Genomic DNA, 26252 nt, shown 5'->3' with positions numbered 1-26252 from the left:
ACGACTGAAAATTTAACGACAAAAATTTAACGACTGAAAAACTTTTGTGTATAGTATACACCATAACTCCCGCCGTAAGCTGTGCCAACACCTAAAAATTGCTGATTTGAAATTAGTGCCTCTCGATGACCCCAGGAATTCATCCAACCAACATGGGCTGTAATGGCATCTGGTTGCCCTGCAGCTAAATTCTCTGCCGCACCCCGGAAGCTAATACCATCATTTCGCATTCGATCAAAAGGGGATAGCCCCTGTAAATTCGTATGGGAAAAATAATCTTTTGTAGCCATGTCTATACTGTGCTTCTCGGATGTAAAGGCAGCAGCATCGCTCCACCTTAGTACAGACAGACCCTTACTAACTCTCATTGCATTAGCTAAATCAAATATTTGCAATGATAACGCATTCTTTAGTTCATTTGTAGGCTGTGGTAAGAAGCCACGAAGCGAATCCCTACTGGCTCGCTCAAGTAGCTTAATAGCTATGACTTCATCATTTTCATGCTGGTCATAGTAAACATATACATAATTATTCCCCACTAGAAACACATCATAATCGCTACTTGATTGCATGTATCTAGTATTATTAATTTGAATATACTTCAACGGACTACCTAATTCTTTACGTATAGATGTACGAGTATAACCATCTAGTTCTATAACATTTAAGAACGAAACCACTCTATTGTTTTTTATACCTAGCTTCACATACTTATTGTAATCACTATTGTACACATGCCAATTATAGTCGTATATACTTGGTTCTATACGATTGGCCGCTCCAAGTTTTTCATTTACACTTGTTAATGAGTCACCAATAGAAATCGCACTAACACTGAAAATACTATTTTTAACTATTACATCTTGTGCTGCTTCTTGTTTTTCCTGGTTATTCTGTTTTTCATACTTTACTTGTTCATCTAGCGAATCACCAGAAACGCTATCGGTATATACATAGACAATGATATCATTGTCATCCCTAGCCCAATCAACTTTAGCACCTAATCCCTCAAGCACAAAACGTATTGGCACAAAGTTACGGTATAGACTCGAATTATACACCATCTCTGTATCCATCATCATTTTCAAACCATTAACATTATATTCCCGAGATCCTGCCGTTAACTCTACTATTCTATCATTTTTAATTGCCGTGACTTTTTGCTGATGATTATCCCACGAAACTTCTGCACCTACAGCCTCTGCTGGAAAACGCACTGGCACCATGGTTCTATAATTACTATCAATATAAGGCTTGGCATCGATAAAGTTTACTTGCTTGCCGTCCACATAGATTCTTATCTCTCGTTCATTAGCATCTGCATAGGCAGTAAATATTATTAAAATAGCTATCATCAAACATAACTGTACAATTTTTCTCAATGTTGTCTTCTCCTCTACGCTGTATTTTAACTAATATTTTACCATAGACAACGACGCTTTTGTTATGTAAACTTCTGCTATGCTATAGCCTTATTAGTTATACTGGTATATGCTGAGCTATTCTGATGTATGCCTAGTGAATCTATTATTTGTCCATTTTATTATCCCCATCAAAAAGTACATAACAGCAAAGGCGATACCTACATTTATAATCCATTGGTATGAATAAACAGGACATACTCCTGATGGTGCATGTAGACGGTCGTAATATATCCTTATTAAGACATAACCAATTATTGTAATCGCTATATAAAAAGTTGTGTTATGCGTGTAATCCCACCATTTGCTATTTATCATTTCTACCTCCATAATTGCAGCTGGCATACATACGTTAATTTAATTATTAGTAACTGGCTGTTCAAGCAGGTTCATTATTTCTTCTACAGCAACAGGCTTACTAAAAAGATAACCCTGCCCTTTAGGACAATTGTTTTTAACTAGAAAATTTAGTTGCGCTTTTGATTCAATACCTTCTGCCACAACCTCATACCCTAAAGCGTTAGCTAAACTTATTACTGACTTGATAATCTTCGCATCTTTGCTATCACTATTTTCTTCAAGGCTCTTTATAAAACTGCGATCTAGCTTGATAATATCTATCGGTAAATTTTTCAAATACGTTAAAGAAGAATATCCAGTTCCAAAGTCATCTAATGCAATCCTTACTCCTAGCTTTTTCAAATTATGCAAACGTGAGATAACAAAATCCATGTTTGACAAAATTGCCGTCTCTGTAATCTCAATCGTAATATCTTTGAAATTCAGATTATAGGAAGCTATTAAGCTCTCAATTTCAAAAAAGTTCGTATCGCTTGTTAGGGTTTTACTAGATAAATTGATAGATATGCTTATATCTTCAAGCCCCTGTTCTTCAAATTGTTTTTTCTGTTCTAGGGCTGTACGAAACACCCATTTTTCTATGGCATAAATCTGTCCAGTCTCTTCTGCCAGTGAAATAAAGCTAGCTGGAGATACAAACCCATACTCCTTATCATGCCAACGCACCAATGCCTCAAGACCTATAATTTTCTCTGAATTTAGCTCTATTTGCGGTTGATAATGCTGCATTAATAAGTTGTTCTCTATCGCATATTGTAAACGATTAACCAAATGTACATTGATTTGGTTTTCTATTAAGATATCTTCAGTATAAAAAACAATCCTGCCCTTGCCTGCCTTTTTCGCCTTATACATCGCAATATCTGCATTCTTAACTAAATGCTCGTGGTTAAAGCCGTTTTCTGGGTACAGTACCACACCAATACTTAGGGAAATAAAGAATTCATGATGATTATATGACCATGTCTTGCCTAAATATTCGCTCAAATCCTCAAGGGTTGCTTTGATTTCATTCCAATTCGTGCTGCCTTTTAAAATAATTGCAAATTCATCTCCACTAATACGAGTAACTAAATCGGGTTCTTTTACGTAGCTTCGTATACACTTAGCAATATATTTCAAAAATTCATCACCAACAGAATGCCCTAAGGTGTCATTTATATATTTGAAATTATCTATATCTATATACGCTAACGCAAATGGTGTTTGTTCTCTAATTAATACCTTTATCTCCGTCTCTAGCATAGCACGATTGGGTAGTTTAGTAAGCATATCAAAATAAGCCATATCTCGTAACTTTTCTTCTAATAACTTGCGGCTTGTGATGTCTGTACCAACTGATACAATTTCTTGATTTAACCCTTTAGTTTTTATAATACTGCTGTTCCAAAGTATAGTAACCTCTTTTTTATCTTTAGTCATAAACTTACTTTCAATATTTTTCAATTGGGAGTTTTTCTGGATTTGCTTTAGTGTTTCAATCACAACTGCTTCATCTTTATTACCACTTAAGAACTCGGCCCACATGCGACCAAACATTTCATCCTGTGAGTATCCTAGTAGCTTCAGTCCATATGGGTTTATCCTAATGATTTCACCTTTATCATTCCAAGCCGCTATAATAACAGGAGCATTATTAATCATGTTTTCCGTAAACTCTGTCTGATTAATTAATTCTTCATCACTAGCTACCAGCTCTTCGTGGGTAGCTTCTAAATCTTCGTACGATTGTCTAATAGTATTTAAAGCTTTTTGGAATAAAGTAGAGCGCGAACGAACTAAGGTATAGATTAAACCCATGGTGACTAATACATAAATCCAGCCTTTATATGTTTGAATTTGTCTAAATAAAGACAAGTCGTCTATTATCATATAAAGTATACGATCCGATAGGGCAATCCACAGCATACCAAAGAAACCATAAATAAGCGTTACATACAAAGCCTCATTAATAGGATTCACTTGGTAATTACTTTCTAAAAAATCATTTATGCTGTCTTTATTTTTATCTACTTTGTTTGTGCTCTTTGTTCTAAACATAAAATCACCCTCAAATCTTAGGACTAGATTGTTGTTATGTTTTGACTGAATCGTTTTTATTTTTGTATTAATTCTTTATTAATAACCAAATTCCTTTTTTCAAACAAAATAACAGTAAACCATATCGATAGTCTACTGTTAATTATCACGTTATAGGCTTAACAGCTCACTGACTTTATCTAAGTCGCGTTTACGATGCACAATTGGCTGTTGGTTATTTTGATAAACTGGCAATTGCTGTTCAAATGTTGGCTGTCCTTGTTTTTGGTAGAGAACCCCTAGGGCAAAGTGCTCGACATCTAAGGCTTTTTCCATTGCCATGTTAAAGTCATTCCGATTGTAGTCTGCACTTAATTGGTAGCAATTATTTTTGTACCATTTAAAATTATTAATTTTGTTAAAGGTTACGCAAGGGTGAAATATATCGACAAGGGCATAGCCTTCATGGGTTATTGCTTGCTTAATAATTTCCTTTGTCTGCTCGGGATATCCTGAAAATGCCCTTGCCACAAAGGTGGCACCTAATGATAGGGCTACTGCTAGTGGATTAAATGGTTCATTAGCAACTCCACTGGTTTGTACAGGGGTCTGCATCGATTTCTTACTTGTTGGCGAGGCTTGACCTTTAGTCAGGCCGTATACCATATTATTGTGTACTAGGTGGGCAATATTAGGATTTCGGCGAATGTTATGAATAAAGTGATTTCCACCCTCACCATACATATCACCATCGCCACCTTCTGCTATCACAGTCAAATCTGGGTTTGCTGCTTTTATAGCAACTGCAACTGGCAGGGCACGCCCATGTAAACCATTGAAATAATTCACATCGATATATTGCGGCATTTTCGCAGCTTGTCCGATTCCTGAAGAGATTACAACCTGCTCAGGTTCTAGCTCTAACTCCTGTAAAGCCTCAATTAATGATGTGCGAATGTTGAAATTACCACACCCTGGGCACCATGCTATATCCAATTCTTGTTCGAATTCAAAATTCTTCATCTACAGCACCTCCTGTAATCTTTGTGCAACTTCATCGACGAAGAAGGGTTCGCCATTATATTTCAATATGGAATGGTTCACAGATACGTTCAACTCAATTTTTAACAAATTAGCGAGTTGTCCCGTTGCATTGTTTTCAACAACTATAATGTTATCTGCCTGTTCAAAATACGTCGATAGCTTTTCATGTAGTGGATACACCTGCTTTACATATAAAAATGCTACCCCACTGTCAGTGTTGGTTTCAACGTACTCTTTTAAGACTCCATAGGTAGAACCCCAGCCAACTATTAGGGTATTATAATCAGCATTACCTATTAACTCCGCTTCTGCAAAGGATTCTAGTAATCCAGCCCTTTTCCGTAGGCGCTTATCATTCATCTGTACTCTGACTTCAAAGCTTTCCGTAATTTGTCCAGCTTCATCGTGCTCATCACTATCTACCTTAACTAACCCACTTCCAAAGCCAGGAATACCCCGTGGCGAAATGCCGTTTTCCGTTAGTTGGTAACGCTTGTAACCAGATTCTGTCTCAATAATCGAATCTTGCAAGTAAGTTTCATCTAACGTAATACCTTCCATTTGCCCCATTGAATCTAGTAGGTATTGATCTGTAAGGATAAACACAGGAACCTGATACTTATCCGCTATATAAAACGCTTTCTGTGTAAGTAGTACTGCATCTTCTAGGTTTCCTGGCGCAAATACGACTCTCGGAAATTCACCATGACCTGCATACACTGCTAGGTTTAAATCAGCCTGCTCTGTCCTAGTTGGTAGCCCCGTGGCTGGTCCTGGCCTTTGTGCAATGTGCACTACACATGGGGTTTCTGTCATACCAGACAAGCTAACTGCTTCAACCATCAAGGCAAAGCCACCACCTGATGTCGTAGCTAATCCCCTTGCACCTGTGTACCATGATCCGATAACCATATTAAGTGCAGCAATCTCATCTTCAGCCTGCTCAACAAGTACATCAAAATCCTTCACTTTCTTAGCTAAGAAAGTTAAAACACCAGTACCTGGAGACATTGGGTAGGAAGCAATAAAGTTACATCCACCAGCTAACGCACCAATCCCTACTGCATTAGTTCCGTCTAACACTTTTAATGGAGCGGGATTGACTAAGCTTTTTATATTGAATAAATCGGTATACTGTTGACCTTTTTCAAAACCAACAGTAAATGCTTTTTGGTTTGTTTCGACAATCTTGTCAGACTTATTCTGAAACTTCTCTTTGATTTGCTGGAGACAGAAATCTTTATTTAGCTGCATGATTCCTGCAATAAATCCGTATAAAATGGTATTCGCATATATTTTACCATACTCTTTTGCTAATTCCTCCACATCTAACTCGTTAAAGGATGCTTCACATTCTTCTAACATAGATGCTTTAACAGAACCCTTTTTGCCAAAGATGACCGTCCCTTTTGTTACTTTAGTTCGTAATCGCTCAAAGGCATCGTCATTAAGCAAAAACAACAAATCAATCGTTTGCTTACTAGCATATATTTTTTCGCTAGCGACACGAATTTGAACCGTATTATTACCTCCCCTAATACGGCTCATGACATCCTTAGTTGAAAACACGTAGTACTCTTTAGCAATCGACGCTACTAAAAACTCCTCGATTGTTTGCAATCCCTGACCAGCTTCCCCCGATAAAACAATCGAAATCGATTCTTTCATATAAGTAACCTCCCACCAAGTACAATTTTCTCTTTCTTTTACTTGCTTTCTTTCATCTTATCATTGTACATTTCTAGAATGCGAATAATAACATGCTACTACTAATGAAATTAAAATATTAGATTAGCCTTTAAAAACAGATAAATGTTTGCTATGATTTGACTTTAATAGAGATGGACTAGAAGTAATGTTAGGGGTTGCTTAAATGAGAACACAGTTAGCCTATATTTATATTGCCTTAGCTGCTGCATTATGGGGAATTATCGGTTTGTTCGTTACATACTTGTATGATGCTGGATTTACTCCAACACAGGTTGTGACAATTCGAGCAATCTCAACCACAGTATTTCTGTTAATATACATTGGTATAAAAAACAGGAAGCTGATGTTAATCAAGCTCACTGATAGTAAATATTTTATTGGTACTGGAGTTATTAGTATAGTCTGTTTTAACTTGCTGTTGTTTACAGCGATACAGGAGACTTCCATTTCCGTTGCTGCAATTCTTCTATATACAGCGCCTGCCTTTGTTACAATCCTTTCAAGGATACTATTTAAAGAATACATGACTCCACAAAAAATAGCTGCATTGTTCGTAACTCTGTTAGGCTGTTCCCTTGTTGTCGGCGTTATCCCTAACAATACAGAAACCATATCACTTTATGGATTTCTATTAGGCATAGGAGCAGGTTTTTTCTATGCTCTATATAGTGTTTTCGGAAAATTTGCCTTAAAGAAATATACACCCATAACTGTAACCTTATATACGTTTGTATTTGCTGCAATTGCAATTACACCTTTTAGCGGCCTGTGGACAGTCCTACCTAAATTCTTGAACTTAGAGGTTTGGCTATACATTATTGGACTAGGATTCCTATCCACTATGATGGCATTTATATTATATACAAAAGGTTTAGACGCAATTGAAACGAGCCGAGCATCAATCATCGCAACTTTAGAACCAGTTGTTGCTGCCTTTGTGGGCTTTCTAGTATTTCAAGAGCAATTGCACACATGGCAATACTTGGGGATATTATTAGTTATTTCTGCAGTTATTTTAGTGCAGAAAGGAAATAATGAATACTGATACCTGCACAAAAAGAGGTGCTTATTATGCCAGAAGAACCTAGATTGAAGGTCGTAGAGGAAAGTGAAACGGGAATGAATGAGAAGTTCTTAGATACAGTAACAGGAGAAGTTCTAACTCGTGACCAAGTGGCTGAGAATATCGATAAATACCAGGATTATCAAGTAGTCACTCGCAATGGAAAAAAAGTGATACGTTCACAACCAGATTTTAATCCCGATAACAACCTAGGCTAAACAAAACTTGATTTACGCCTAGTAAAAAATCCATTGTGCAGGTATCACTCCAATTTTCTATTTGATATTTACTTGTTTTTTAACACATTTACTAATGTATCTGCTAGAACTGTAAGGTTATCAGCCACTTTAATTCCAGCTTGCTCCATGGCTGCTATTTTAGCATCTGCTGTACCCTTTCCTGCAGATACTATCGCTCCTGCATGACCCATACGTTTTTGAGCTGGCGCAGTTTTTCCACTAATAAACCCGATTACTGGCTTCTTCATATGCTCCTTCACCCAGGCAGCAGCTTTTTCTTCTGCGTCACCACCAATTTCACCCATCATAATCACTGCATCTGTATCATTATCATTATTGAATTCTTTCAATGCATCGATGAAATCTGTTCCTATGATTGGGTCCCCGCCGATACCGACAACAGTTGACTGGCCGAGTCCCCTTTGCGTTAATTGATGCACGGCCTCATAGGTCAAAGTCCCAGAACGGGATATCACTCCTACCCTACCTTTTTTGTGAATATAACCTGGCATTATACCTATTTTGCATTCTCCAGGAGTAATAATTCCTGGACAGTTAGGGCCGATTAGTCTTGTCTTTTTACCTTCAAGGTAACGCTTAACCATCACCATATCACGAATTGGAATATGCTCTGTTATACAAATTACTAAATCCATTTCTGCTTCGATTGCTTCTTGTATTGCATCTGCAGCAAATTTTGCAGGTACATAAATTATTGAGGTGTTTGCACCGGTCTCCTGTTTTGCTTTTTTTACCGTATTAAACACAGGTACAGCCTCAATAGTAGTTCCTGCTTTGCCTGGAGTAACCCCCGCTACAATATTCGTGCCGTATTCAAGCATCTGCAGCGTGTGGTAGCTAGCTGCTTTGCCTGTAATTCCTTGTACCAATACCTTTGTATCGCTGTTAACCCATATACTCAATGTCAACACCCCTAACTAGCTCTACAATTTTCTTAGCCCCTTCGCCTATGGATGCTACCGTAGTAATATTAAGTTCCGAATGATTTAATATGTCCCTTCCGAATTCTACGTTTGTACCTTCAAGCTTGACAACAAGTGGCAGCTCGACCTTAACTTCCTCTGCTGCCTTAATGATACCTCTGGCAATCACGTCACACTTCATAATACCGCCAAATATATTTACAAAAATCCCTTTTACTTTTTTATTTGACAGCATAATTTTAAAGGCTTTAGTAACTTTTTCTTCCGAAGCCCCACCACCTACATCGAGAAAGTTAGCAGGCTCACCACCGTAATACTTGATTATATCCATGGTAGCCATAGCAAGGCCAGCTCCATTTACCATACAAGCAATATTTCCTGGCAATGAAACGTAGGACAAATCATATTTAGACGCTTCTACTTCCATTTCGTCCTCTTCGTAGATGTCTCTATATTTCAATAAATCCTGATTTCTATATAGACTATTATCATCAAAATTCATTTTTGCATCTAATGCCTTAAGCTTGTTATCGTTAGTTATAACTAAAGGGTTTATTTCAAGTAGTAAGCAGTCATTATCTATATAACAACGATACATATTTAGCATGAGCTTAACCATATCATTAATTAGCTGTTTTGGTATGTTGATATCGAAACAAATTCTGCGTGCTTGGAATTCAGAAAGACCAATTAACGGATCAATAATCTCAGTAAATATCTTTTTAGGATTTTCATCGGCAGCTTCCTCTATGTCAACTCCACCCTCTTCAGAAGCGACTACTGTAACCCGCGCAGTATCACGATCTAATGTTAGAGCTACATAATATTCATTAATGAAAACACACTTCTCTTCAATTAAAACTGCCCTAACTTCTCGCCCTTCTGGTCCTGTTTGCTGTGTAACAAGCTGCTTACCCAGTATTTCTTTGGCAAATTCCTGAGTTTGAGTTGAGCTAGTGGCAATTTTAGCTCCACCAGCCTTACCTCGGCCTCCAGCATGGATTTGCGCTTTGACTATATATGCATCTAAGTCAGCTTCATTATCCGTATTGCTTCGGATTGCTGCAATTGCTTCAATTGCTTTTTCCGCTTGAAAAATAACTTTGCCTGAAGGTATTGGTATTTCATAAGCTTTAAGCAACTCTTTAGCTTGATATTCGTGTATATTCATCCTAACTCCTCCAGTTTCAATGTTTATATATATTAATTCCAATCATATCACTGAAGTTACTGAACGCCAAAAAATCTTACTAGTTTATCTATTTTTTTCTAAAATAGCATTGATACTATGCTAATAGTCCTATATATTATCCTTATAGACGTTCTAAATTATAAAGGGAGTGATTTGTTTTGACTGATAAATATCGATTGATAACCCGCAGTGATTTTGATGGGCTGGTTTGTGCGGTACTCTTAAAAGAACTAGATATGATAGATGACATCAAATTCGTCCATCCAAAGGATATGCAAGATGGTTTGATTGAAGTTACAAATCGCGATATAACTACAAACTTACCTTATGTAGAAGGGGCCCATTTAGCTTTTGACCACCATCTAAGTGAAACGATTAGAGTAGGTGAGCATGAAAACCATATCATCGAAGCTAGTGCACCATCTGCCGCAAGGGTTGTTTACAATTACTTTGGAGGCAAAGAGCGCTTCCCGTACATCTCTGAGGATATGATGCTGGCAGTAGATAAATCTGACTCCGCTCAATTTAGCATGGATGACGTGTTATATCCAAAAGGCTGGGAATTATTAAATTTTCTAATGGATGCTAGAACGGGACTTGGTAGATTCCGTAATTTTAGAATATCAAACTATGACTTAATGATGAAATTAATTGATGCCTGCAAGGACCTTTCAATTGAAGAAATTCTTGAGCTACCTGATGTTAAAGAACGTGTAGAATTATATTTCCATTATGATGAGAAATTTAAAGAGCAGTTAAAACGCTGCAGTAAGCTCTATGATAATGTACTTGTAGTTAATGTTAAAGACGAGGAAACTATTTTTCCTGGTAACCGTTTCATGATGTATGCTTTGTTCCCTGAGAGTAATATCTCAATCCATATTATCTGGGGACTTAAGCAACAAAATACTGTGTTTAACGTAGGTAAATCAATCTTTAACAGAACTAATGATGTAAACATAGGTGAAATAATGTTATCCTATGGCGGTGGTGGACACAAAAATGCAGGTACCTGCCAAATCCCTAATGATAAAGAGCAAGAGTATATGAAGGAAATTATCGAAAAGGTAAAAGGGTAATTGGTAATATATCAAAAGCTTTGTGCGAATGTATAGATAAATGGTAAGCGTCAATCCTGTTAAAATTGACGCTTACCATTTTTATCATTAATAATCTATGATTATCCTAAACTATGGATTTTCCTTTATGAATTTTGCATCTATGATTTTTCTTTTATGATTTCAGCTATAATGCTTATCGCTATTTCCTCAGGGGTCTCTGCGTTTATATCAATGCCAATCGGTGAATGAACTTGACTAAGCTGTTCATTGGTAATACCTTCCGCCCTTAATTTATCGAAAATACGCATTACCTTTCTCTTACTACCAATCATGCCAATATAAGCGCAGGGATACTGTAACGCTGTCTGCAAAGCAATGTCATCACAATCTTTTGTAAATATAGTGACGTATGACTTCTGAGTGGGTTTTGCCTGCTTTATAGCTTCAACTATATTTTCGTGCGTAAATATGCTTTTTGCACTGGGAAATCTTTTTTTAGTGCAATAATTAGCCCTATCATCAACAACTACATACGAATAAGAGAGATAGTCTGCTAGCTTTGATAAGGCAAAACCTATATGACCGCCTCCGATAATTACTAATTCTGGCTTAGTCGTGTAAACTTCAATAAACACCTTGACCGTCCCACCACAGTGCATACCAATACTATCATTACCATCTTGAGTTAAAGTGTAGCTAACAATCTTAGACTGACCTTGCTGTATAGCTTTAACACTTTCTTGTATTACATAATACTCTACCGCACCACCGCCAATAGTGCCACTACTAGAACCATCAAGGTAAACAATCATTTTGCCAGCATGCCTAGGAGTTGACCCCTTCGATTCGATGATAATTGCTAGAGCAAAGGTTTCATTGTCACGTTCTAGCTTAACCACTTCTTCCATAAATGACATTCCGCACCTCCTAAGGATAAATACAAGATAAATACTTTAATTAAATCTATTATTTCTCATGTTATTCTCCCTGTCTTAAAGTATTCTCCCCCAATACCTCGTTAACAGGATAACGACAAAAAGAGACTTATACTAACAGATTATTAAAACTCGTTAGCAAAAGCCTCTACTATATTTTTCTATTGATATTTTTCTATTGATATTATCTATTCATCAGCACCGTTGCTATTCGTCCGCACCCTTGCTCTTCATCACCATCTGAAACACAGTCATAATAATTAATACGAGTACAACAATATCCATCATAGTTTGTCCAGCGCCACCAGTCGGCCATTCTCGCAGAAATAGATATAGCGCTAAAAACACCCAAAAGAAATAACTAGATTTAAATAGACTTTTCATATTGTTTTTTACAACTCCATTCTTAAAAATTATAATCATAAACAACAAAATGCTCTAGCAGCTCTGGTAGTTCATAGTTAATCATAGTGCTAACAATTTCAAAGTGGTCAGCATATTCTTCCTAAACTAATATAGGGATTGGTTCACTTGAACTCGATGTATTTCCTGAGTTTTATATGTAGCTGGTATCTATTTATACCCGACATTCATCTTGCTTTCATTTAGTTCCACAAGACATTTATTATCAGTTTTAATATATTCTTTAAATTCTTCTGATCTATGATTTGAATATAGCACATTCAACCCAGCCTTTACCCTATAGTTATACCATTTACAATAAAGCTCCAATATAGGTTTATTTATCTCGCTATATTTCAATTGATATTTATGAACATATGGGTTGTGCATAAATATAAAAAACTTATTAGCAAAAATCCTATCCGCTAATTCTATAGTTATTAGCCCTTCTTCTACTAAATATCCCATAATCTCAAAATACATAACATAGTCGCCCATTCTTCGACCATCATCTTCTGTAAACTCTATACCTTCTTTATCGCGATATTCTTTTAGCTTTTTGTATATGTAAGTTATTTCTTGGTTGTTTGAAAAAGTATCGTTTAGCGAATAAATGAATTCAGCTTTTGATAATTGATAATCTTTTCTTAATTGATAGAATATGGCAACCCCAGCAAAAAGCGCTGTTAAAATAGTCGCTAATTCACTAATCGTATCATCGAAATGTATTTTTGCTAGTAAAATAATTGCTATTAAAACTAAAATAGTTGCAATAAAATAAACTGTATGTCTTGATATTTTCATATTCATGTATAACTCTCCCCAATTATCGTTTAAGTTTTAACAAATTACCGCAACTTGTCCTATTATACGAGTCATTATAGATTATCTGCCCATTAACCATAACCATGCTTAGTCCTTCTGGGAATTGTCTTGGATTTAAATACGTCCCTAAGTGTTTGAATTGATGCTGGTCGAATAGCAACAAATCAGCATAAGCCCCTTCTTTAATAATTCCACGATCAATTAAACCAAATAACTTCGCTGCTTTATATGTCATTTTATATATAGCTTCTTCTATACTAATCAAATCTAATTTTTCAACATAATCGCTGATAAATTTAGGATATGACCCATAGGCCCGTGGGTGTGGGTTGCCTACTAATATGCCATCTGTGCATAGGTTCATCTCCTCTCTGCAAATAAAGGTTTTAAGGTGCTCATTGGATCCATAAAAATTAACCATTGTTACATGGTTCTCCTCTTCTACCAATAGATCTAAAGCAGCCTCTAAAGGGTCCTGCCCACGTATTTCACCCAGCTCATTTAAACTTTTACCTATTAGCATTTTATTTTTTTCGCTTTTAACATTTGTTATATAAATACCATTTGTTCCTGCAAATTCAACAAAGTTATCCCAATCTGAATCTACAGCTTTAATCGACTTTATTATTTTATTGCGTGTTTTTCTATCTTTTAAACGCATTATCAATTTATCTGTACCACCTTCGTGCGCCCATGGTGGGACGATTACCCCTAACATTGTACTTCCTGCAATATATGGATACATGTCAAATGACACACTGAGGCCTTTTCTACTTGCTTCATCTAGCTTCTCTATTACTTGATCAAGTTTATTCCAATTTTTCTTACCACAAATTTTAAAATGAGAAAAGTGAACCTTAACACCTGTAGCTAAGCCAATCCTAATTATCTCATCCATTGACTCTAGAATAGAATTAGCTTCACTCCGTTGATGGACAACAAAAACCCCATCATAGTCTGCCACAACCTTACAAAGTTCAATTAATTCATGCTCACCTGCATAAGTACATGGGATATAAATTAATCCTGTTGATAATCCTAAGCAACCTTGCTGCATCGCTTCATGTACTATCTCTTTCATTTGTTCAAGTTGTTCAATTGTCGGTTGAGAATTTTCAAGGCCTACAACATTCATCCGTAAGTTACCATGCGGTATTAAGTAAGCATAATTGCTTGTTGTCGTGGTGCTAGAAATTATTTTAAGATATCCTTCGATAGTTTTATAGCTCCAGTCTATATCATCACTATCACCACATAAACCAGCTATATTGTTTCTCCAATATTTTATGTGTTCTATAGGTAATGGAGCCATAGAAACACCATCCTGGCCGAGAATCTCTGTTGTAACGCCCTGACGAATTTTCGGCTCTAGGATATCTTTAGTTATGATTTCTAAATCACTATGGCTATGCGTATCAATAAACCCTGGAGTTAAGACATAATCGCTCCCATCAATTCTTTGATTAAGCTCTAGTTGTTCAAGTTTTGATGTCTCTTCAAGCGGATAAATTTTTGCTATACGCTCTCCTTCAACAAGTAAATGCCCTCGATAAGCTGGTTGCTTTGTTCCGTCAATAATATTCGCATTAAATATTCCAATTTTCTTTGTACTGCTTTCAGTCGTTTCCATAGAAATTAATAACTCCTATTCGTTAATTATAGATACCAAGTCACCAAGTTACTTTAAGTCCATTAGTATTTCTGTCCCCTGAACTAAATCCCTTAATTTAATCTTTTTGTTATGTAGCTCTTCATCACCAATAATAAAGGCGAATTTGCAGTTGTCTCGGTCAGCTGCTTGGAAGAGCTTCTTGATACAAAGTCTGACAGTCTTTCTAAAGACGTGGCAAAGCCGAAACCATTCTTAAGTAGCGTCTTAGTTGATTGACTTATTTCTCCGAATAGTCTCTCGCCATACTCACCACCACTGTAATTTGCCCCTTTACTTATTGTCTAACACGTTATCTATGATTGTTAATACCTTTTCTATCGCTTCATCAATATTATCATTAGTAATGATATAGTCAAAATGTGGCTTCTGCTGACTTTCGTATTCAATGCGGTTCATTCTTGTTTTAATATCCTTCGCATTATCGCCACGTTTCTTTAGCCGTTCTATTAGAACACTAATATCTGAAGGTTGGATAAATAGTAGCGTTACTTGCTGGCCAAAGACCTGTCTGAATTTCAGTGCTCCATTAACATCAATGTCTTTTATGATATTACAACCATTACTTAGCTTTTGCTCATATATACTTTTAATGGTCCCGTAGTAGTTCCCATGAATTTCTTCATACTCTATAAAGCTATTATTAGCTACTCGCTCATGAAACTCTTTCTCACTGATAAAGTAATAGGGATTACCCTGGCTTTCTTCAGGTCGAATAGCCCTTGTTGTCACTGAAGGGATGTATTCTAATGAGCAGTTGTTTTTGTTAATGTGGTTAATAATTGTATTCTTGCCAGCACCAGAGTAACCTGACAGGATAAATATGTGTCCCTTGCCCTTCTGAATATCTCCACTAGCGAGCATTAGTTTAACATATCTAACGAACAGTTTCGATGACCCTTTTAACAGTCTGAACAGTGTTAGTAATCCGAACTTTCTAATCATATATACGACATTTCTAATAGAAGTATTTACGTAAATATTGGTTTTCAGCAATTCATAGTAATAGCGATTAATGCTCATTTTAGAAGGTTTAATAATTACTTGTCCGAAACTCCACTTCTCAAAGTCGTCTTTATCATACAATAAGCGGTCTTGGTATTCTTGATATAAAGGTAGATTAGGAAACGGTGTCAGTGGTGATAAACTAATAGTTTCGGGACTTAGCTGTTTTATGTATTTTCTAAAAGCTTTGAAGTCTTTACTATCCCAGTTAGGATGAATCATAAACGACGCCCATACGTCGAGCTTAATTGACTTCAGGAATTTACTTGCTAACAAATTCTCTTCCATAGTCGATTTTTTCTGATAGGTTGCTAGTTCTTCATTTTTAAACGTCTCATAGCCTACTAGAACAGCTTTTAGGCCATTATTCTGAAACCTTCGAACTGCTTCTTTATTCTGCAAAATACTTTGAACACTTGCATAGCAGATAAAACTCTTCTGTATATGTTCCTGTTCTAAACGTTCACATAATTCAAGAATACGCTTACCATTGTGCAGAAAATCATTATCAATAATCATAATAGTTGATTCGTCAATGTCTTTGATTTCCTCTATTACGAAATCCATCGGAAAATACTCCTCAACATGACCTTCGATCCGCCAGCGCAAACAAAAACGGCATACCTTAGAACAACCTTGTGCTGTTGCCATGATGGCAGACTGCTTGTAACCAAAGTATGAATAATTGTGCCGATATTTCCTAGTTGATTTTCTGTTAGGGTGTATATATTCGTTCCTACCTAGTTTTCTAGTAGATTGGAATTCATTAGATCGACTACGAATCCCGTCAATCATAGGAACTTTGTCGTTAATATCAGGAGCTCTGTTATTTTTTTCTAAATATTGTAATAGCTTTGTTAAATTTTCTGATGTCGTAAATTCCATAACGTGATCAACTACATCTGTAAAAAACCCTTGCGGGTTTAGGAATGTTTGTGTTCCGCCGATTATTGTAACAATGTTAGGGTTGTGGGCTTTAACTTTCTTCGCCAACTCAATAACCATCGGTACATCAATACACAATGTAGTAATACCTACTACCTGGGGTTTGTATTCTATTAACTTATCAACAATATCTACTTGTTCAGCCATCATATCTAATATCTCGACTTGATGCTGACTTTCTAACATCGAATAGATAATTTCTAGACCTATCGGTTCACTATACATGAATTCCCCTAGGGTTATCGCTTGCTTGATTCTTGGAGGTCTAACTAAAAGCACCTTCATAATTGACCCTCCCGTTCTCTTTTCAAACTTCTAGCACACTCACTATATAATATTAGGTGTTATCTTTTGCTTAATTTGATAACGATAGTATAGGTTTACACCAAGATAAAACAAAAACCTGTCTGCTTTTTTGAAAAAATCTCTTCTAAACACTGTACGCTTTAGAATCGAAGAAATTGAGAAAACTTCATTGTATAAGTCCCAGTAGGCCGTTGTTAGTTGTTCTGGACTCATGTTTTTCGGTAGGTGGACGGCTTCACTTCCGTTATATGAATACATGTCATCATTATAAATTCGATTCTCAGCTTTCAGTGTGTCATAATACTTTGTCCCAGGTATCGGCGTTAAAATATAAAATCTCGGTATTACAATTTTATTATCACTTATAAATTCGGCTGTGTTTTTAATAGATTCAAGTGTATCGCCGTCTGCCCCTACTACCATTTCCGTTGAAACATCGATACCAGCTGCTTGAATGTTTTTGATGAGAGCGGCATATTCGTTAGGTTTAGCCCAGGCCTTATCCATATATTTAAGACTTTCTGCCGATATGCTTTCTAGACCGAAGCTTAATGCTATACAGCCGCTATCAGCGACTACTTGCAAAAGCTCTGGGTCTCTGCCGATTATAATTGAACATTGGGATGCCCATTGCATATTGAGCTTTTTAATCTCACTACATAATTCAAACAAATAGGAACGATCAGCTATAATATTGTCATCTAATAATAGGAATTTATGAAATCCAAATTCTTTAACCTGCTTAATATCTCTAATTACATCAGTAATGCTTCTCTTTAAGTACTTGTTCTTATAAAGACAGTAAACGGAGCAAAAGCTACAGGAGTTAGGACAACCCCTCCCTGCTTGAACTGGCAGGAAGTCGCCAATATTCTTATTTAGGATTAAATCAAATCTCGGCAATGGGGTTATTAACTGGGTTAATTCTGATTGGTAGATTTTCTGTAATTGTCCATTTTCATAGTCGCTAATTAACTTTTCCCAAATGTTTTCCGCATCACCGACAACTACACTGTTACAATACCTAGTGGCTTCCTCTGCCATTAGGCTTGCCATATAACCCCCAAGCACAACCGTCTTTCCCCGCCTCTTAAATTCTTCGGCAATATCTATTGTTCGGATAATAGCGTGACCCATCGAACCTATTGCAATCAGGTCAGCATCGGTATCAAAGGGGATATCCTCAATTGTTTCTAGAATAATCTCTACTTGCCAATTTTTTGGCGTTAGAGCTGCTATTAAGGGTAATGCTAACCCGACAAAATAAAGCTTCTTCTTTTTAATCGGTTTTCGTTCCGAATCATATGGAGTTGACTGAATCAGCAGGAGTTTTTTCATAGATTACATACTTCCTCACTTATTACATTTACTTCGCCACTATGATTTTTTTAAGGTATTGCATAGTAACAGCACTGCTACCTACAGATAATTTCAACACTTCTGACAGACCATATTTGCGAATTAATCTCAGTACGTTTTTCGGTCGCATTGTAATCTTATAATAAAGCTTTACTATTTCCATGTAATAGCTACGGACACTCATCTTCTCTGGCTTTAACACAAGATGGGCCAGATCCCATTTCTCATATTCTTCTCTATCTATTATTAAATCTTTTTCGTATTGCTGATAAATTTCTGTACCATACAAGGGCGTTAGGGGCTGTAAATTAACGAATGTAATGTCCATCTTCACTAGCCATTGGTATAAGCTTTGAAAATCCGCTTTGGAAAAGTCCATCCCTAGAATTATCGTCCCGTAAATCTCAATGTCATATTTTTTCAATACATTTATCGCCTTTTCGTTTTCGATAATACTTGTCCTTTTATTGTATTTCTGCAAGTCGTCATTTTTGAATGACTCTAGCCCCATAATCACAGCCCTCAATCCATGGTCACGGAATATTTCTATTACATCTGCATTACTACTAACGAAGTCAGCTCGTCCGTATACGAGAAATTTCTTCGTTATATTATATTTTGCTAGTTGGCTACAGAATTCCAATATGCGTTCACGAGAAAATAAAAAATCATCGTCTACAATGTAAATCTCAGGCTCAGGGATTGTTAATAACTCTTCAATTACAGACTCGATACTTCTAGTAAAATATTTCCCGTCAGTGACTTCCTTACAGAAGCAAAAACTACAACTATATGGGCAACCATATGATGTTTTAATCAGTGCACAAGGATTGTGGAACATATAATAATATTTGTCTCGATAGCGGTTTACCTTGTCACGGTCAGGATTTTCATAGGGAAATGAAGTGTCTTTACGACTTGTCAATCTAGGTCTATATGTTCCATCAATATATGACATTTTTTCTTTACGCTGCATTAGGTAATTAATAATAGTATTAAAAGTTGCTGGGCCATTGGCCTCTACAATATAGTCTATATCAGGACTAACAAAATCCGCTGGCACAACTTCTGCATAGACCCCACCTGCGACCACAATACAATCTGGCTTTAGCTTTTTTATTCTATGGGCATAATTCTTAATCACATTTACGTGTGTTACGTAGCCCGTCATTCCAACTACATCAGGATCAAACTGCTTGATGAAAGTTTCTAACGGCTCCTTCTCTAAAATCATATCGAGGATTTCTACTTTTACATCAGCGAGATCAATATTAGCCGCTAGATACTCCAGCTCAAGGGGCTCACAGACCATAACGTGCTGTAAACCAATCGTTTCTTTATCTGGTTTTGGGCGAATCAGTAAAATATTCATCCGTTGTTGCCTCTCATATATCTAATAGTGTTTTTTTGAAAGCGAACAAAATAAGTGATGGCATATACTTTTTGTCGCTTATTCTTACAATTTTCTCACATTTAAAAAGTGATTCTGACATCGACTTAATTTCTTCGATACTTAGGTAATTTGCCTTGCCTGTTGTTAACTTGACAAAACTCATAACAAACCTGTCGTAAAGCGTGTTTTCTGAAGCTTGTGCTAAAAATAGATAGCCTTGGTTATTAAGCTTGTTATGAAATTGCTGTAACACTTGGAGCTGTTTACTATAATAAGGGAACGAATGGGTACAAACAATAACGTCATAGGTTCCTGCAAGCTGCCCAAGCTGTTCGACATCTAATAGATAGAGATCTATATCTTTATACAAATCACCATTGTGAGTGTTATTATGTTGCTTCGCTACTTCAATCATTTGCTGTGAATAATCTATACCTGTTAAATGTAAATTGTAATCGGGAAACTCTTGTCTTATCTCCCTTAATAGCTGCCCGATTCCGCACCCCACATCGAGAATTTTGTAGTCTATATCTGGTTGTAAATACTCCCTTAATTGCCGTAGTATTTGTTGGCGTGTTGGCTGTAGTGAGAACTTCTGCACCCACAATCGTTCATATCGTTTAGCCCACTGATCCCATATCTTTCGATTTGACATGATTTACCTCCAGGGATTAAATGATGACCATAATAGTCCACGGATGTGCCGACTTCGGAAAAATTGTTCTACATATAGCATATAAAAGTTAATATAAAACAATATTGTTGGCATGTTAGTTGGCTTTATTATCGCATGCAAAAAATCATTACTCTCATGTTTATGATCTATAATCTGCTCTTTATATTCTTGATATAGGGCTGTACCCTTTAAGGGTGTAAAGATAGATAGTGCGTAGGAGTCTAAATTACTTGCTCTAATCCAGCATCTGAGCCTGCGAAAATCTTTAAAAGTAAAATCTATGCCAACTATAAATAATGCAGTAATCCGTATATTGTACTTGCTAGCTATCTTAGTTGCCTGCATGTTTTGGTTGGCTGAACATTGTTTATTCATCGTCTGCAAGCTCTGATCATCTACCGCTTCAATACCTACAATTAGTTCTATAAATCCTATCTCTGCTAGTTTCGCAATTATGTCCTCGTTATTCGCAATAAAATCAACCCTTGTGTAGGCAATAAATTTCTTATTAGTGTTTTGCGCTTTAACCTCTGCTATAAACTCCAAGATTCTTTGGCGCTCAAGTAGAAAACTATCGTCAACAATCCAGATATAGTCTGTATTAATCTCTTTAATTTCTTCAATTACAGATTGCATATTACGAGTAGTATATTCACCCATATTTAATAGTCTGCAATAACAGAACTTGCACTTAAAGGGACAGGACATAGCAGTTTGTACTAAGGCTACGGGACTATATTGCATATATTTTGTTTTTTGCTTATAGGTTTCTAAGTATGCTCTATTTGGTAGGGCTAGACAGCTTAAATCAGTTTGCTTCTTTTCATTTACTTGCCATTGCTGACCATTATGAAAAGCTATTCCCCCAATCTGATGTGCTGTGTCCTTGCTAAAAGCAGTCTTGATAAGTTCTGCAAACGCATTAATCTGATTGGAATGTACAATATAATCAATACTATCTATAAAAAAATCTTGGTAGTTAATTTCTGCATGTACGCCGCCAACAATCACTTTTATATCACGGTTCAATGCTTTAATAAATCGTGCATTATCTAATATAGTCCCAACGGCTGTTACATACCCCGATAAGGCAACGACGTCAGGATTGTACTGGTGTACTATGCTTTGGAATGTCCCGCCCTCTAGTAAAGCATCATAAATCCTGTGCTCTATATCTAACTCTGTTAACAGACTGGACAAATACTCCAATTCAAGGGGCTCTGTTACAATCGGTTCAAAATGAGAGAACAACGTCTTCCTATGACATTTGACTAATAATACTCTCATTTTCAAACCCCCTCCAGTTTTCTTGAGTTTTCCATGATTATGTCTTGAATACGTTATGTTTAATTGCGTAATCTTTGTAAGAAAGTGCGCCGATTCCTTTGCTAATAAGGAAGTTCATTATCGGATTGCTATGATGCGCATATATTAGCTTTGGTTGTAGCTTTGCCCCAATTTTTAGTTTCGTTTCCTCTGTCGTTTGCCCGAAATCTAAGCGCTTTACTCCTAGTTCGATGCCGATTCGGACAATCTGTAATATCATATTGAGATAAAGGTCGTAGGTTTCAATCAAGCTGTAGTTAATTCCCCCAAATATAAAAGTTAACTCTTGATCAGCCTTAACTACTTGGACAAATGCTACAACTTTATTTGTTACAGAAAACGTAATAATTTTCGCTGGAAATTGCTGAAAAAACTCAATAGATTGCTTCTCCAGCTTGTTATCGGAACGCTGGTAAACATCCTCATACAATCGATACATATCTATTGTAAATTCCCTATTATCCGTTAGCTCTCGAATATCAATGGCTGATCCTTTTTCTAATGCTTTTTTGACTCTATATCGATAATGGCTTCTCATGTCTGATAAGTAGTGATTAAAGGATTGCCAGCGATTTTCTAGTATGCAAGATGCTAAGGTACGCCCTTGTGCCATAGATGTATTGAGTCTGTCGGCATTTAAGATAATTGTAAAACCTTTAACCTTCTTTGCAGCTTCCACAATTGCTTGCATGCCCATAGTTTTCATTTCTGCTGTCTGTAGCTCTTTATAAGCATACCCAGGTTTTGCTACAGAAAGTGGCAATCCGACAATTGTCACAGGAACCTTTAAAGAAAGGTGTGGTGTAAATGTAAACAGGTCTAGCTTGTGCTGGTAAGTCACAAACACAGCTTTACGCTCCAAATCAATGTGGTATTTCTGTCCACATGGGTTAAGCTGTTCTAGGGATACCAGGGTTTGTCTTTTTAGAAAATATTTATCGATCTGGACACTCCCAGCGACAATTTCATCCCATGCTTCAGGTAGTTGGTTGGCGTTTTGGTATACTTTAAACATAGCAATGCCTTCCTATACATTAATTGTAAATACTTTGAACTGCTTGTACTCCTGATCACCCCAACGGAATCCGAATCCCCGGGAGTCTATGTTTTCTTCTAATACCCATCCTGATTCACATAACCGGAAGCGGTTTCCGACAAGTTTACGGCATTCATCAAACAATGCCAGGACGGCGCCTTTTTTCTGATAAGCTGGCAATACGCCAATCTCTACTAACTTGAACTTCTGTATTGTTTCTGAAAATAATATATTCTTAAGAACTGTCTTGACTCCTACAGATTCACCAGGATTAATAAGTTCGTTAAAATCGGGATACCAGAGCATAAATCCAATCGGAATGCCTTGATGTTCTAATATTAGCAGATTTTCTTCTTTTAATAGCCATTTGAAATCTTTAAAGAGTTCTAAGTCTTCTTCCAAACGCCTTTCATAGTAAAATTTATGATTGCGAAATGCTTGATTATTTAAAGATGTATAAATCGCTACATCTTTTTTTAAGTTTTTGAAGTCTGCCTTCCTAACCTTGTATAAATTGTGAATGCGTTCACGGAGTTTAACGTTCTTATCAGAGTCAAACACATCCATTTTCCCTATATAATTTACAAGTCTTGTTTCTTCATTTGCGTGCTTTTGAAAATACTCTATATAGTAGGGTGGGTTATAGGAACTTCCGAAGCTTTGTAACTTGTCGTAGCAGTTTGCCAACAATCCTAAACCATAATTCACATGAAAATCAAGACCGACTAATATTTTACTGATGCCGTATTCTTGTGCTAGTTTCCTGCCGTAGTCTATCATTTTGTCGATAGCTACTTGGTGATTAGGTAAAGCCTCGAAAAATGTTAATTGTAATGTATCAGCCATTCTATCTACTACTGCAAAAGTACAGGCCGCTACTACTTTTCCAGAATCAACAATGACTATAGGTGTAATCCTACTGCTTTTGCAAATAGTCGCAGCTCCAGAAAGAATCCCCTTTAGAACTGAGCTCGTATTATCTCTATAATAACTATTGTCTTTATATACTTCCTTATATAAATTCAAATATTGGCCGATCATTTTTTTGTCAACAACTTTTATCTCCATTGCTACACCTCATAAGAAAACTGGCTTGTGTATCATACTATTATAACTGTTTTTCCCCTAAAATAGATAGCTCGAAATAATTGTTAAGCTGCATTCGAAAAAAAACCAAAAACAAAAAAGAAGAGTCGGCCTGGGCCAACTCTTGGTCTTGCATATATTTTATTCTAATTTTTTGGCATGCCTTGGTGACTGCTGCCTTTGAGGTCCCACGCATCTCAGCGATGTCTGACTTACTGTAGCCCTGCATCAGCAGAATGGCTATCTCTTTCTCGCTTGGTGTAATTGTTCGGATTGCTCCGAAGGATTTGGCAAATTCAAACTCATTGTACTCTTCACACACCGCGCCTACGGCTAATTCACCTTGCTCAAACTGCTCTATGTGTGTTATAAACATGTTTCGTCTATTTTGCAGGCGCTGGTAGTCCTTGATTACATTATCTGCAACACGGTAGAAGAACGTGGTGAAATTTGCTCTGTCTGCATCATAGGAAGGTAATACGCGCCATAGCTTCTCCATAACCTCCTGACGAACATCATCAAAGCTATGGGATGCAACGTTACTCTTCATACACAGGCTAATGAATATTTTTTCGACATTTGTGAAAATCAACTGGAATAAGCTGTTCTTAATTTCTCGGTTGGTAGTTTGGTTGTATTGCTTAATCAAATTTTTCATATGATATCAACCTCCTAAATGGATTTTGAAAAAATCATATGGAATATACTTGAAACAAATCGTTTAACTAAATTATCATAATTATTATCAAGAATCAATACTTTTTCTGCAAAAAAAATTCCAATTTTAATTGATTTGATGGTTAACTAATTTTTCCCTTCTACGTATAACAACGAGAACAGCAAATACAACAATGGATTGATATAGGGGGCATAAACATGGAAGATGCAATCACGTTAGCAGAGGCATTGCCATTACGAGCAAGTATTAAAAATACAATTGCAGATTTGCAGTCTGAACGAAATCAAGTGGCGACTGTTATCTATGAAAAAGGGGATGACTACGAACTACCATCACGTAACTTTGAACAGGTAACTGAGGAAATAGAACAAGTAGCTCAAGATTTGAGAATGCTAGAAAACAAGATTGCCCTAGCAAATTTACAAAACACTGTCGATTGGAGCGATGAAAAACTCTCTATCCACGAAGCGATTATGCTAGCTCAATATCTACGCCAAGAAGCTAATGAGTTATTAATGTATAGTAAGAAGAAAAAGGTGTCCGTTCATAGAGATAGCTACGGAATTAACCTGTCCAAATCTTCTATTCAAGAGAAAACTCTTTATGACCCTGACACTGTTCGCAACGAATCCGTCAAACTGACAAGAAAAGCAAATAAGCTGTCTTCTATGATTGATGCTGCTAACCACTCAATCACGATTAACTTTGATGCAGACCGATACATGGGTTACTAAAACCTATGTATCGGCTCTATCTAAAGCCACAGGAAATTGTAGACACCGCTTTTAGTAGTCATTTGAGCGTATCAAATGCATACTATTACATTTGATCATTTGGATAACTTAGCCAAACGGATCACGATTAACTCCTTACAAATTAACGCACTTACAACTTACGAACGGAATATACAATTATACTTGTCTCGTTTCCTGTAGCTTTATATGGAGTCTAATCTCCAGATCTACACCATCTAGCAAAGTTCTCACAATTATTAAAGATAATATTATAGCTAACCTCTCCCAATCTCTTATAGGCGCGCCTCACAATTTCTGCTTCAGAATAAGAGATAGGGCTACTATATTTACTTAATCTATGTATCTTATTTCCTTCTGAAAACTCTGAAACAGATACCAATTCAACTCTATTTTTCGAATAGTGGATTACATTATTGCTTCCTACATAAATTCCATGATGAGTAAAATCAACACCAAAAGATTTTAAATAAACATATATATGATCCCCATCTACGAAAGTATCAGGTTCATTAAAATTACTATCTATAAACTTATTAATATTGTTACTTTTTATAGAGTTACCTATTGTGCCTACAGTGTTATCTATTACATCACTTGCCTTGTTACTTATTTTGTGTACATTTCCAACCGCTTTACCTAAATCTTCATTTATCCCATATGCAATTTTCTCTACACCTTTCTGTAATGAATTGTTAATTGGTTTCCCAATATTATTTCTAATAAAGTTATATAAGCCCACATACTCACCCCATTAATTATTTGCTTGTTAGAATATATTTCATATCATTTTATTTAGTACAAA

At 36.3% G+C, this 26252-nt stretch carries 25 protein-coding genes; 4 read left to right on the top strand and 21 right to left on the bottom strand.

Translation table 11 applies throughout. The features are described 5' to 3' along the window. Nucleotides 1–26: 26 nt before the first annotated feature. From BHF68_RS01525 to BHF68_RS01505, 5 genes are all read right to left on the bottom strand, one after another. Nucleotides 27–1382: a stalk domain-containing protein gene (locus BHF68_RS01525; RefSeq protein ID WP_069641877.1), complete on the bottom strand. Its 1356-nt coding sequence runs from the start codon at nt 1380–1382 to the stop codon at nt 27–29. A 117-nt stretch (nt 1383–1499) separates the two neighbouring features. Then, the gene (locus BHF68_RS01520; RefSeq protein ID WP_069641876.1) at nt 1500–1739 is read right to left on the bottom strand and encodes a hypothetical protein; all 240 of its coding nucleotides are present in this window, start codon (nt 1737–1739) and stop codon (nt 1500–1502) included. 39 nt (nt 1740–1778) lie between these two features. After that, a complete protein-coding gene (locus BHF68_RS01515) occupies nt 1779–3821 on the bottom strand; it encodes a putative bifunctional diguanylate cyclase/phosphodiesterase (RefSeq protein ID WP_069641875.1) in 2043 nt (680 codons plus the stop codon). 150 nt (nt 3822–3971) lie between these two features. Next, nucleotides 3972–4823 carry a thiamine pyrophosphate-dependent enzyme gene (locus BHF68_RS01510; RefSeq protein WP_069641874.1) on the bottom strand — a complete coding sequence of 284 codons (852 nt, stop codon included), beginning with the start codon at nt 4821–4823 and terminating at the stop codon, nt 3972–3974. Then, entirely contained in the window at nt 4824–6512 is a 1689-nt protein-coding gene (locus BHF68_RS01505; protein ID WP_069641873.1) for a 2-oxoacid:acceptor oxidoreductase subunit alpha, read from the bottom strand. It lies immediately after the preceding gene. A 205-nt stretch (nt 6513–6717) separates the two neighbouring features. Here BHF68_RS01505 and BHF68_RS01500 point away from each other — a divergent pair, with 205 nt between their 5' ends. Both BHF68_RS01500 and BHF68_RS01495 read left to right on the top strand, forming a co-directional pair. Then, nucleotides 6718–7599 (top strand): DMT family transporter, encoded by an 882-nt coding sequence (locus tag BHF68_RS01500; RefSeq protein ID WP_069641872.1) that lies wholly within the window; start codon nt 6718–6720, stop codon nt 7597–7599. A gap of 26 nt (nt 7600–7625) precedes the next feature. Then, a complete protein-coding gene (locus tag BHF68_RS01495) occupies nt 7626–7835 on the top strand; it encodes a DUF3892 domain-containing protein (RefSeq protein WP_069641871.1) in 210 nt (69 codons plus the stop codon). A gap of 68 nt (nt 7836–7903) precedes the next feature. Here the strand turns inward: BHF68_RS01495 and sucD are convergent, their stop codons facing one another. Further along, nucleotides 7904–8779, bottom strand: coding sequence for a succinate--CoA ligase subunit alpha (gene sucD, locus BHF68_RS01490; protein WP_069641870.1), 876 nt, complete (start codon nt 8777–8779; stop codon nt 7904–7906). Next, nucleotides 8763–9971 (bottom strand): ADP-forming succinate--CoA ligase subunit beta, encoded by a 1209-nt coding sequence (gene sucC, locus BHF68_RS01485; RefSeq protein WP_069641869.1) that lies wholly within the window; start codon nt 9969–9971, stop codon nt 8763–8765. Before sucC ends, sucD begins: the two co-directional genes overlap by 17 nt. 179 nt (nt 9972–10150) lie before the next feature. Between sucC and BHF68_RS01480 the strand changes: the two genes are divergently transcribed. After that, nucleotides 10151–11071 carry a DHH family phosphoesterase gene (locus tag BHF68_RS01480; protein ID WP_069641868.1) on the top strand — a complete coding sequence of 307 codons (921 nt, stop codon included), beginning with the start codon at nt 10151–10153 and terminating at the stop codon, nt 11069–11071. Nucleotides 11072–11211: 140 nt separating this feature from the next. On the opposite strand, the gene BHF68_RS01475 is transcribed toward BHF68_RS01480, so the two are convergent. The 13 genes from BHF68_RS01475 to BHF68_RS01420 form a co-directional block, all read right to left on the bottom strand. After that, entirely contained in the window at nt 11212–11970 is a 759-nt protein-coding gene (locus BHF68_RS01475) for an XdhC family protein (RefSeq protein ID WP_069641867.1), read from the bottom strand. Nucleotides 11971–12195: 225 nt separating this feature from the next. Further along, the gene (locus BHF68_RS15290; protein ID WP_176719858.1) at nt 12196–12372 is read right to left on the bottom strand and encodes a hypothetical protein; all 177 of its coding nucleotides are present in this window, start codon (nt 12370–12372) and stop codon (nt 12196–12198) included. 189 nt (nt 12373–12561) lie between these two features. Beyond that, nucleotides 12562–13200: a hypothetical protein gene (locus BHF68_RS01465; protein WP_069641865.1), complete on the bottom strand. Its 639-nt coding sequence runs from the start codon at nt 13198–13200 to the stop codon at nt 12562–12564. Between the two features lie 16 nt (nt 13201–13216). Beyond that, nucleotides 13217–14845, bottom strand: a complete 1629-nt coding sequence (locus BHF68_RS01460; protein WP_069641864.1) for an N-acyl-D-amino-acid deacylase family protein — start codon at nt 14843–14845, stop codon at nt 13217–13219. Nucleotides 14846–14893: 48 nt separating this feature from the next. Then, the gene (locus BHF68_RS15770; protein ID WP_141706215.1) at nt 14894–15031 is read right to left on the bottom strand and encodes a His/Gly/Thr/Pro-type tRNA ligase C-terminal domain-containing protein; all 138 of its coding nucleotides are present in this window, start codon (nt 15029–15031) and stop codon (nt 14894–14896) included. 126 nt (nt 15032–15157) lie between these two features. Next, the gene (gene gmk, locus BHF68_RS01455) at nt 15158–17119 is read right to left on the bottom strand and encodes a guanylate kinase (RefSeq protein WP_069641863.1); all 1962 of its coding nucleotides are present in this window, start codon (nt 17117–17119) and stop codon (nt 15158–15160) included. A 42-nt stretch (nt 17120–17161) separates the two neighbouring features. Beyond that, complete coding sequence (locus tag BHF68_RS01450; RefSeq protein WP_069641862.1) at nt 17162–18478, bottom strand: B12-binding domain-containing radical SAM protein; 1317 nt, start codon at nt 18476–18478, stop codon at nt 17162–17164. Between the two features lie 28 nt (nt 18479–18506). Continuing rightward, nucleotides 18507–19871 (bottom strand): B12-binding domain-containing radical SAM protein, encoded by a 1365-nt coding sequence (locus BHF68_RS01445; protein WP_069641861.1) that lies wholly within the window; start codon nt 19869–19871, stop codon nt 18507–18509. Between the two features lie 13 nt (nt 19872–19884). Continuing rightward, entirely contained in the window at nt 19885–20547 is a 663-nt protein-coding gene (locus BHF68_RS01440) for a class I SAM-dependent DNA methyltransferase (RefSeq protein WP_069641860.1), read from the bottom strand. A gap of 3 nt (nt 20548–20550) precedes the next feature. Then, nucleotides 20551–21855 (bottom strand): B12-binding domain-containing radical SAM protein, encoded by a 1305-nt coding sequence (locus BHF68_RS01435; RefSeq protein WP_069641859.1) that lies wholly within the window; start codon nt 21853–21855, stop codon nt 20551–20553. A 37-nt stretch (nt 21856–21892) separates the two neighbouring features. Further along, complete coding sequence (locus tag BHF68_RS01430) at nt 21893–22909, bottom strand: GNAT family N-acetyltransferase (protein WP_069641858.1); 1017 nt, start codon at nt 22907–22909, stop codon at nt 21893–21895. Nucleotides 22910–22921: 12 nt separating this feature from the next. Then, nucleotides 22922–23998, bottom strand: coding sequence for a hypothetical protein (locus tag BHF68_RS01425; RefSeq protein ID WP_069641857.1), 1077 nt, complete (start codon nt 23996–23998; stop codon nt 22922–22924). 40 nt (nt 23999–24038) lie between these two features. Next, nucleotides 24039–24674, bottom strand: coding sequence for an RNA polymerase sigma factor (locus BHF68_RS01420; protein WP_069641856.1), 636 nt, complete (start codon nt 24672–24674; stop codon nt 24039–24041). Between the two features lie 218 nt (nt 24675–24892). Here BHF68_RS01420 and BHF68_RS01415 point away from each other — a divergent pair, with 218 nt between their 5' ends. Further along, a complete protein-coding gene (locus BHF68_RS01415) occupies nt 24893–25429 on the top strand; it encodes a hypothetical protein (RefSeq protein WP_069641855.1) in 537 nt (178 codons plus the stop codon). 214 nt (nt 25430–25643) lie between these two features. On the opposite strand, the gene BHF68_RS01410 is transcribed toward BHF68_RS01415, so the two are convergent. Further along, the gene (locus BHF68_RS01410) at nt 25644–26189 is read right to left on the bottom strand and encodes a lecithin retinol acyltransferase family protein (protein ID WP_069641854.1); all 546 of its coding nucleotides are present in this window, start codon (nt 26187–26189) and stop codon (nt 25644–25646) included. Nucleotides 26190–26252: the final 63 nt, after the last annotated feature.

It is taken from the genome of Desulfuribacillus alkaliarsenatis (assembly GCF_001730225.1).
GTDB classification, from domain to species: domain Bacteria; phylum Bacillota; class Bacilli; order Desulfuribacillales; family Desulfuribacillaceae; genus Desulfuribacillus; species Desulfuribacillus alkaliarsenatis.
Note: the sequence above shows the minus strand (reverse complement) of the source record. Positions and strands in the feature narration are given on the sequence as shown.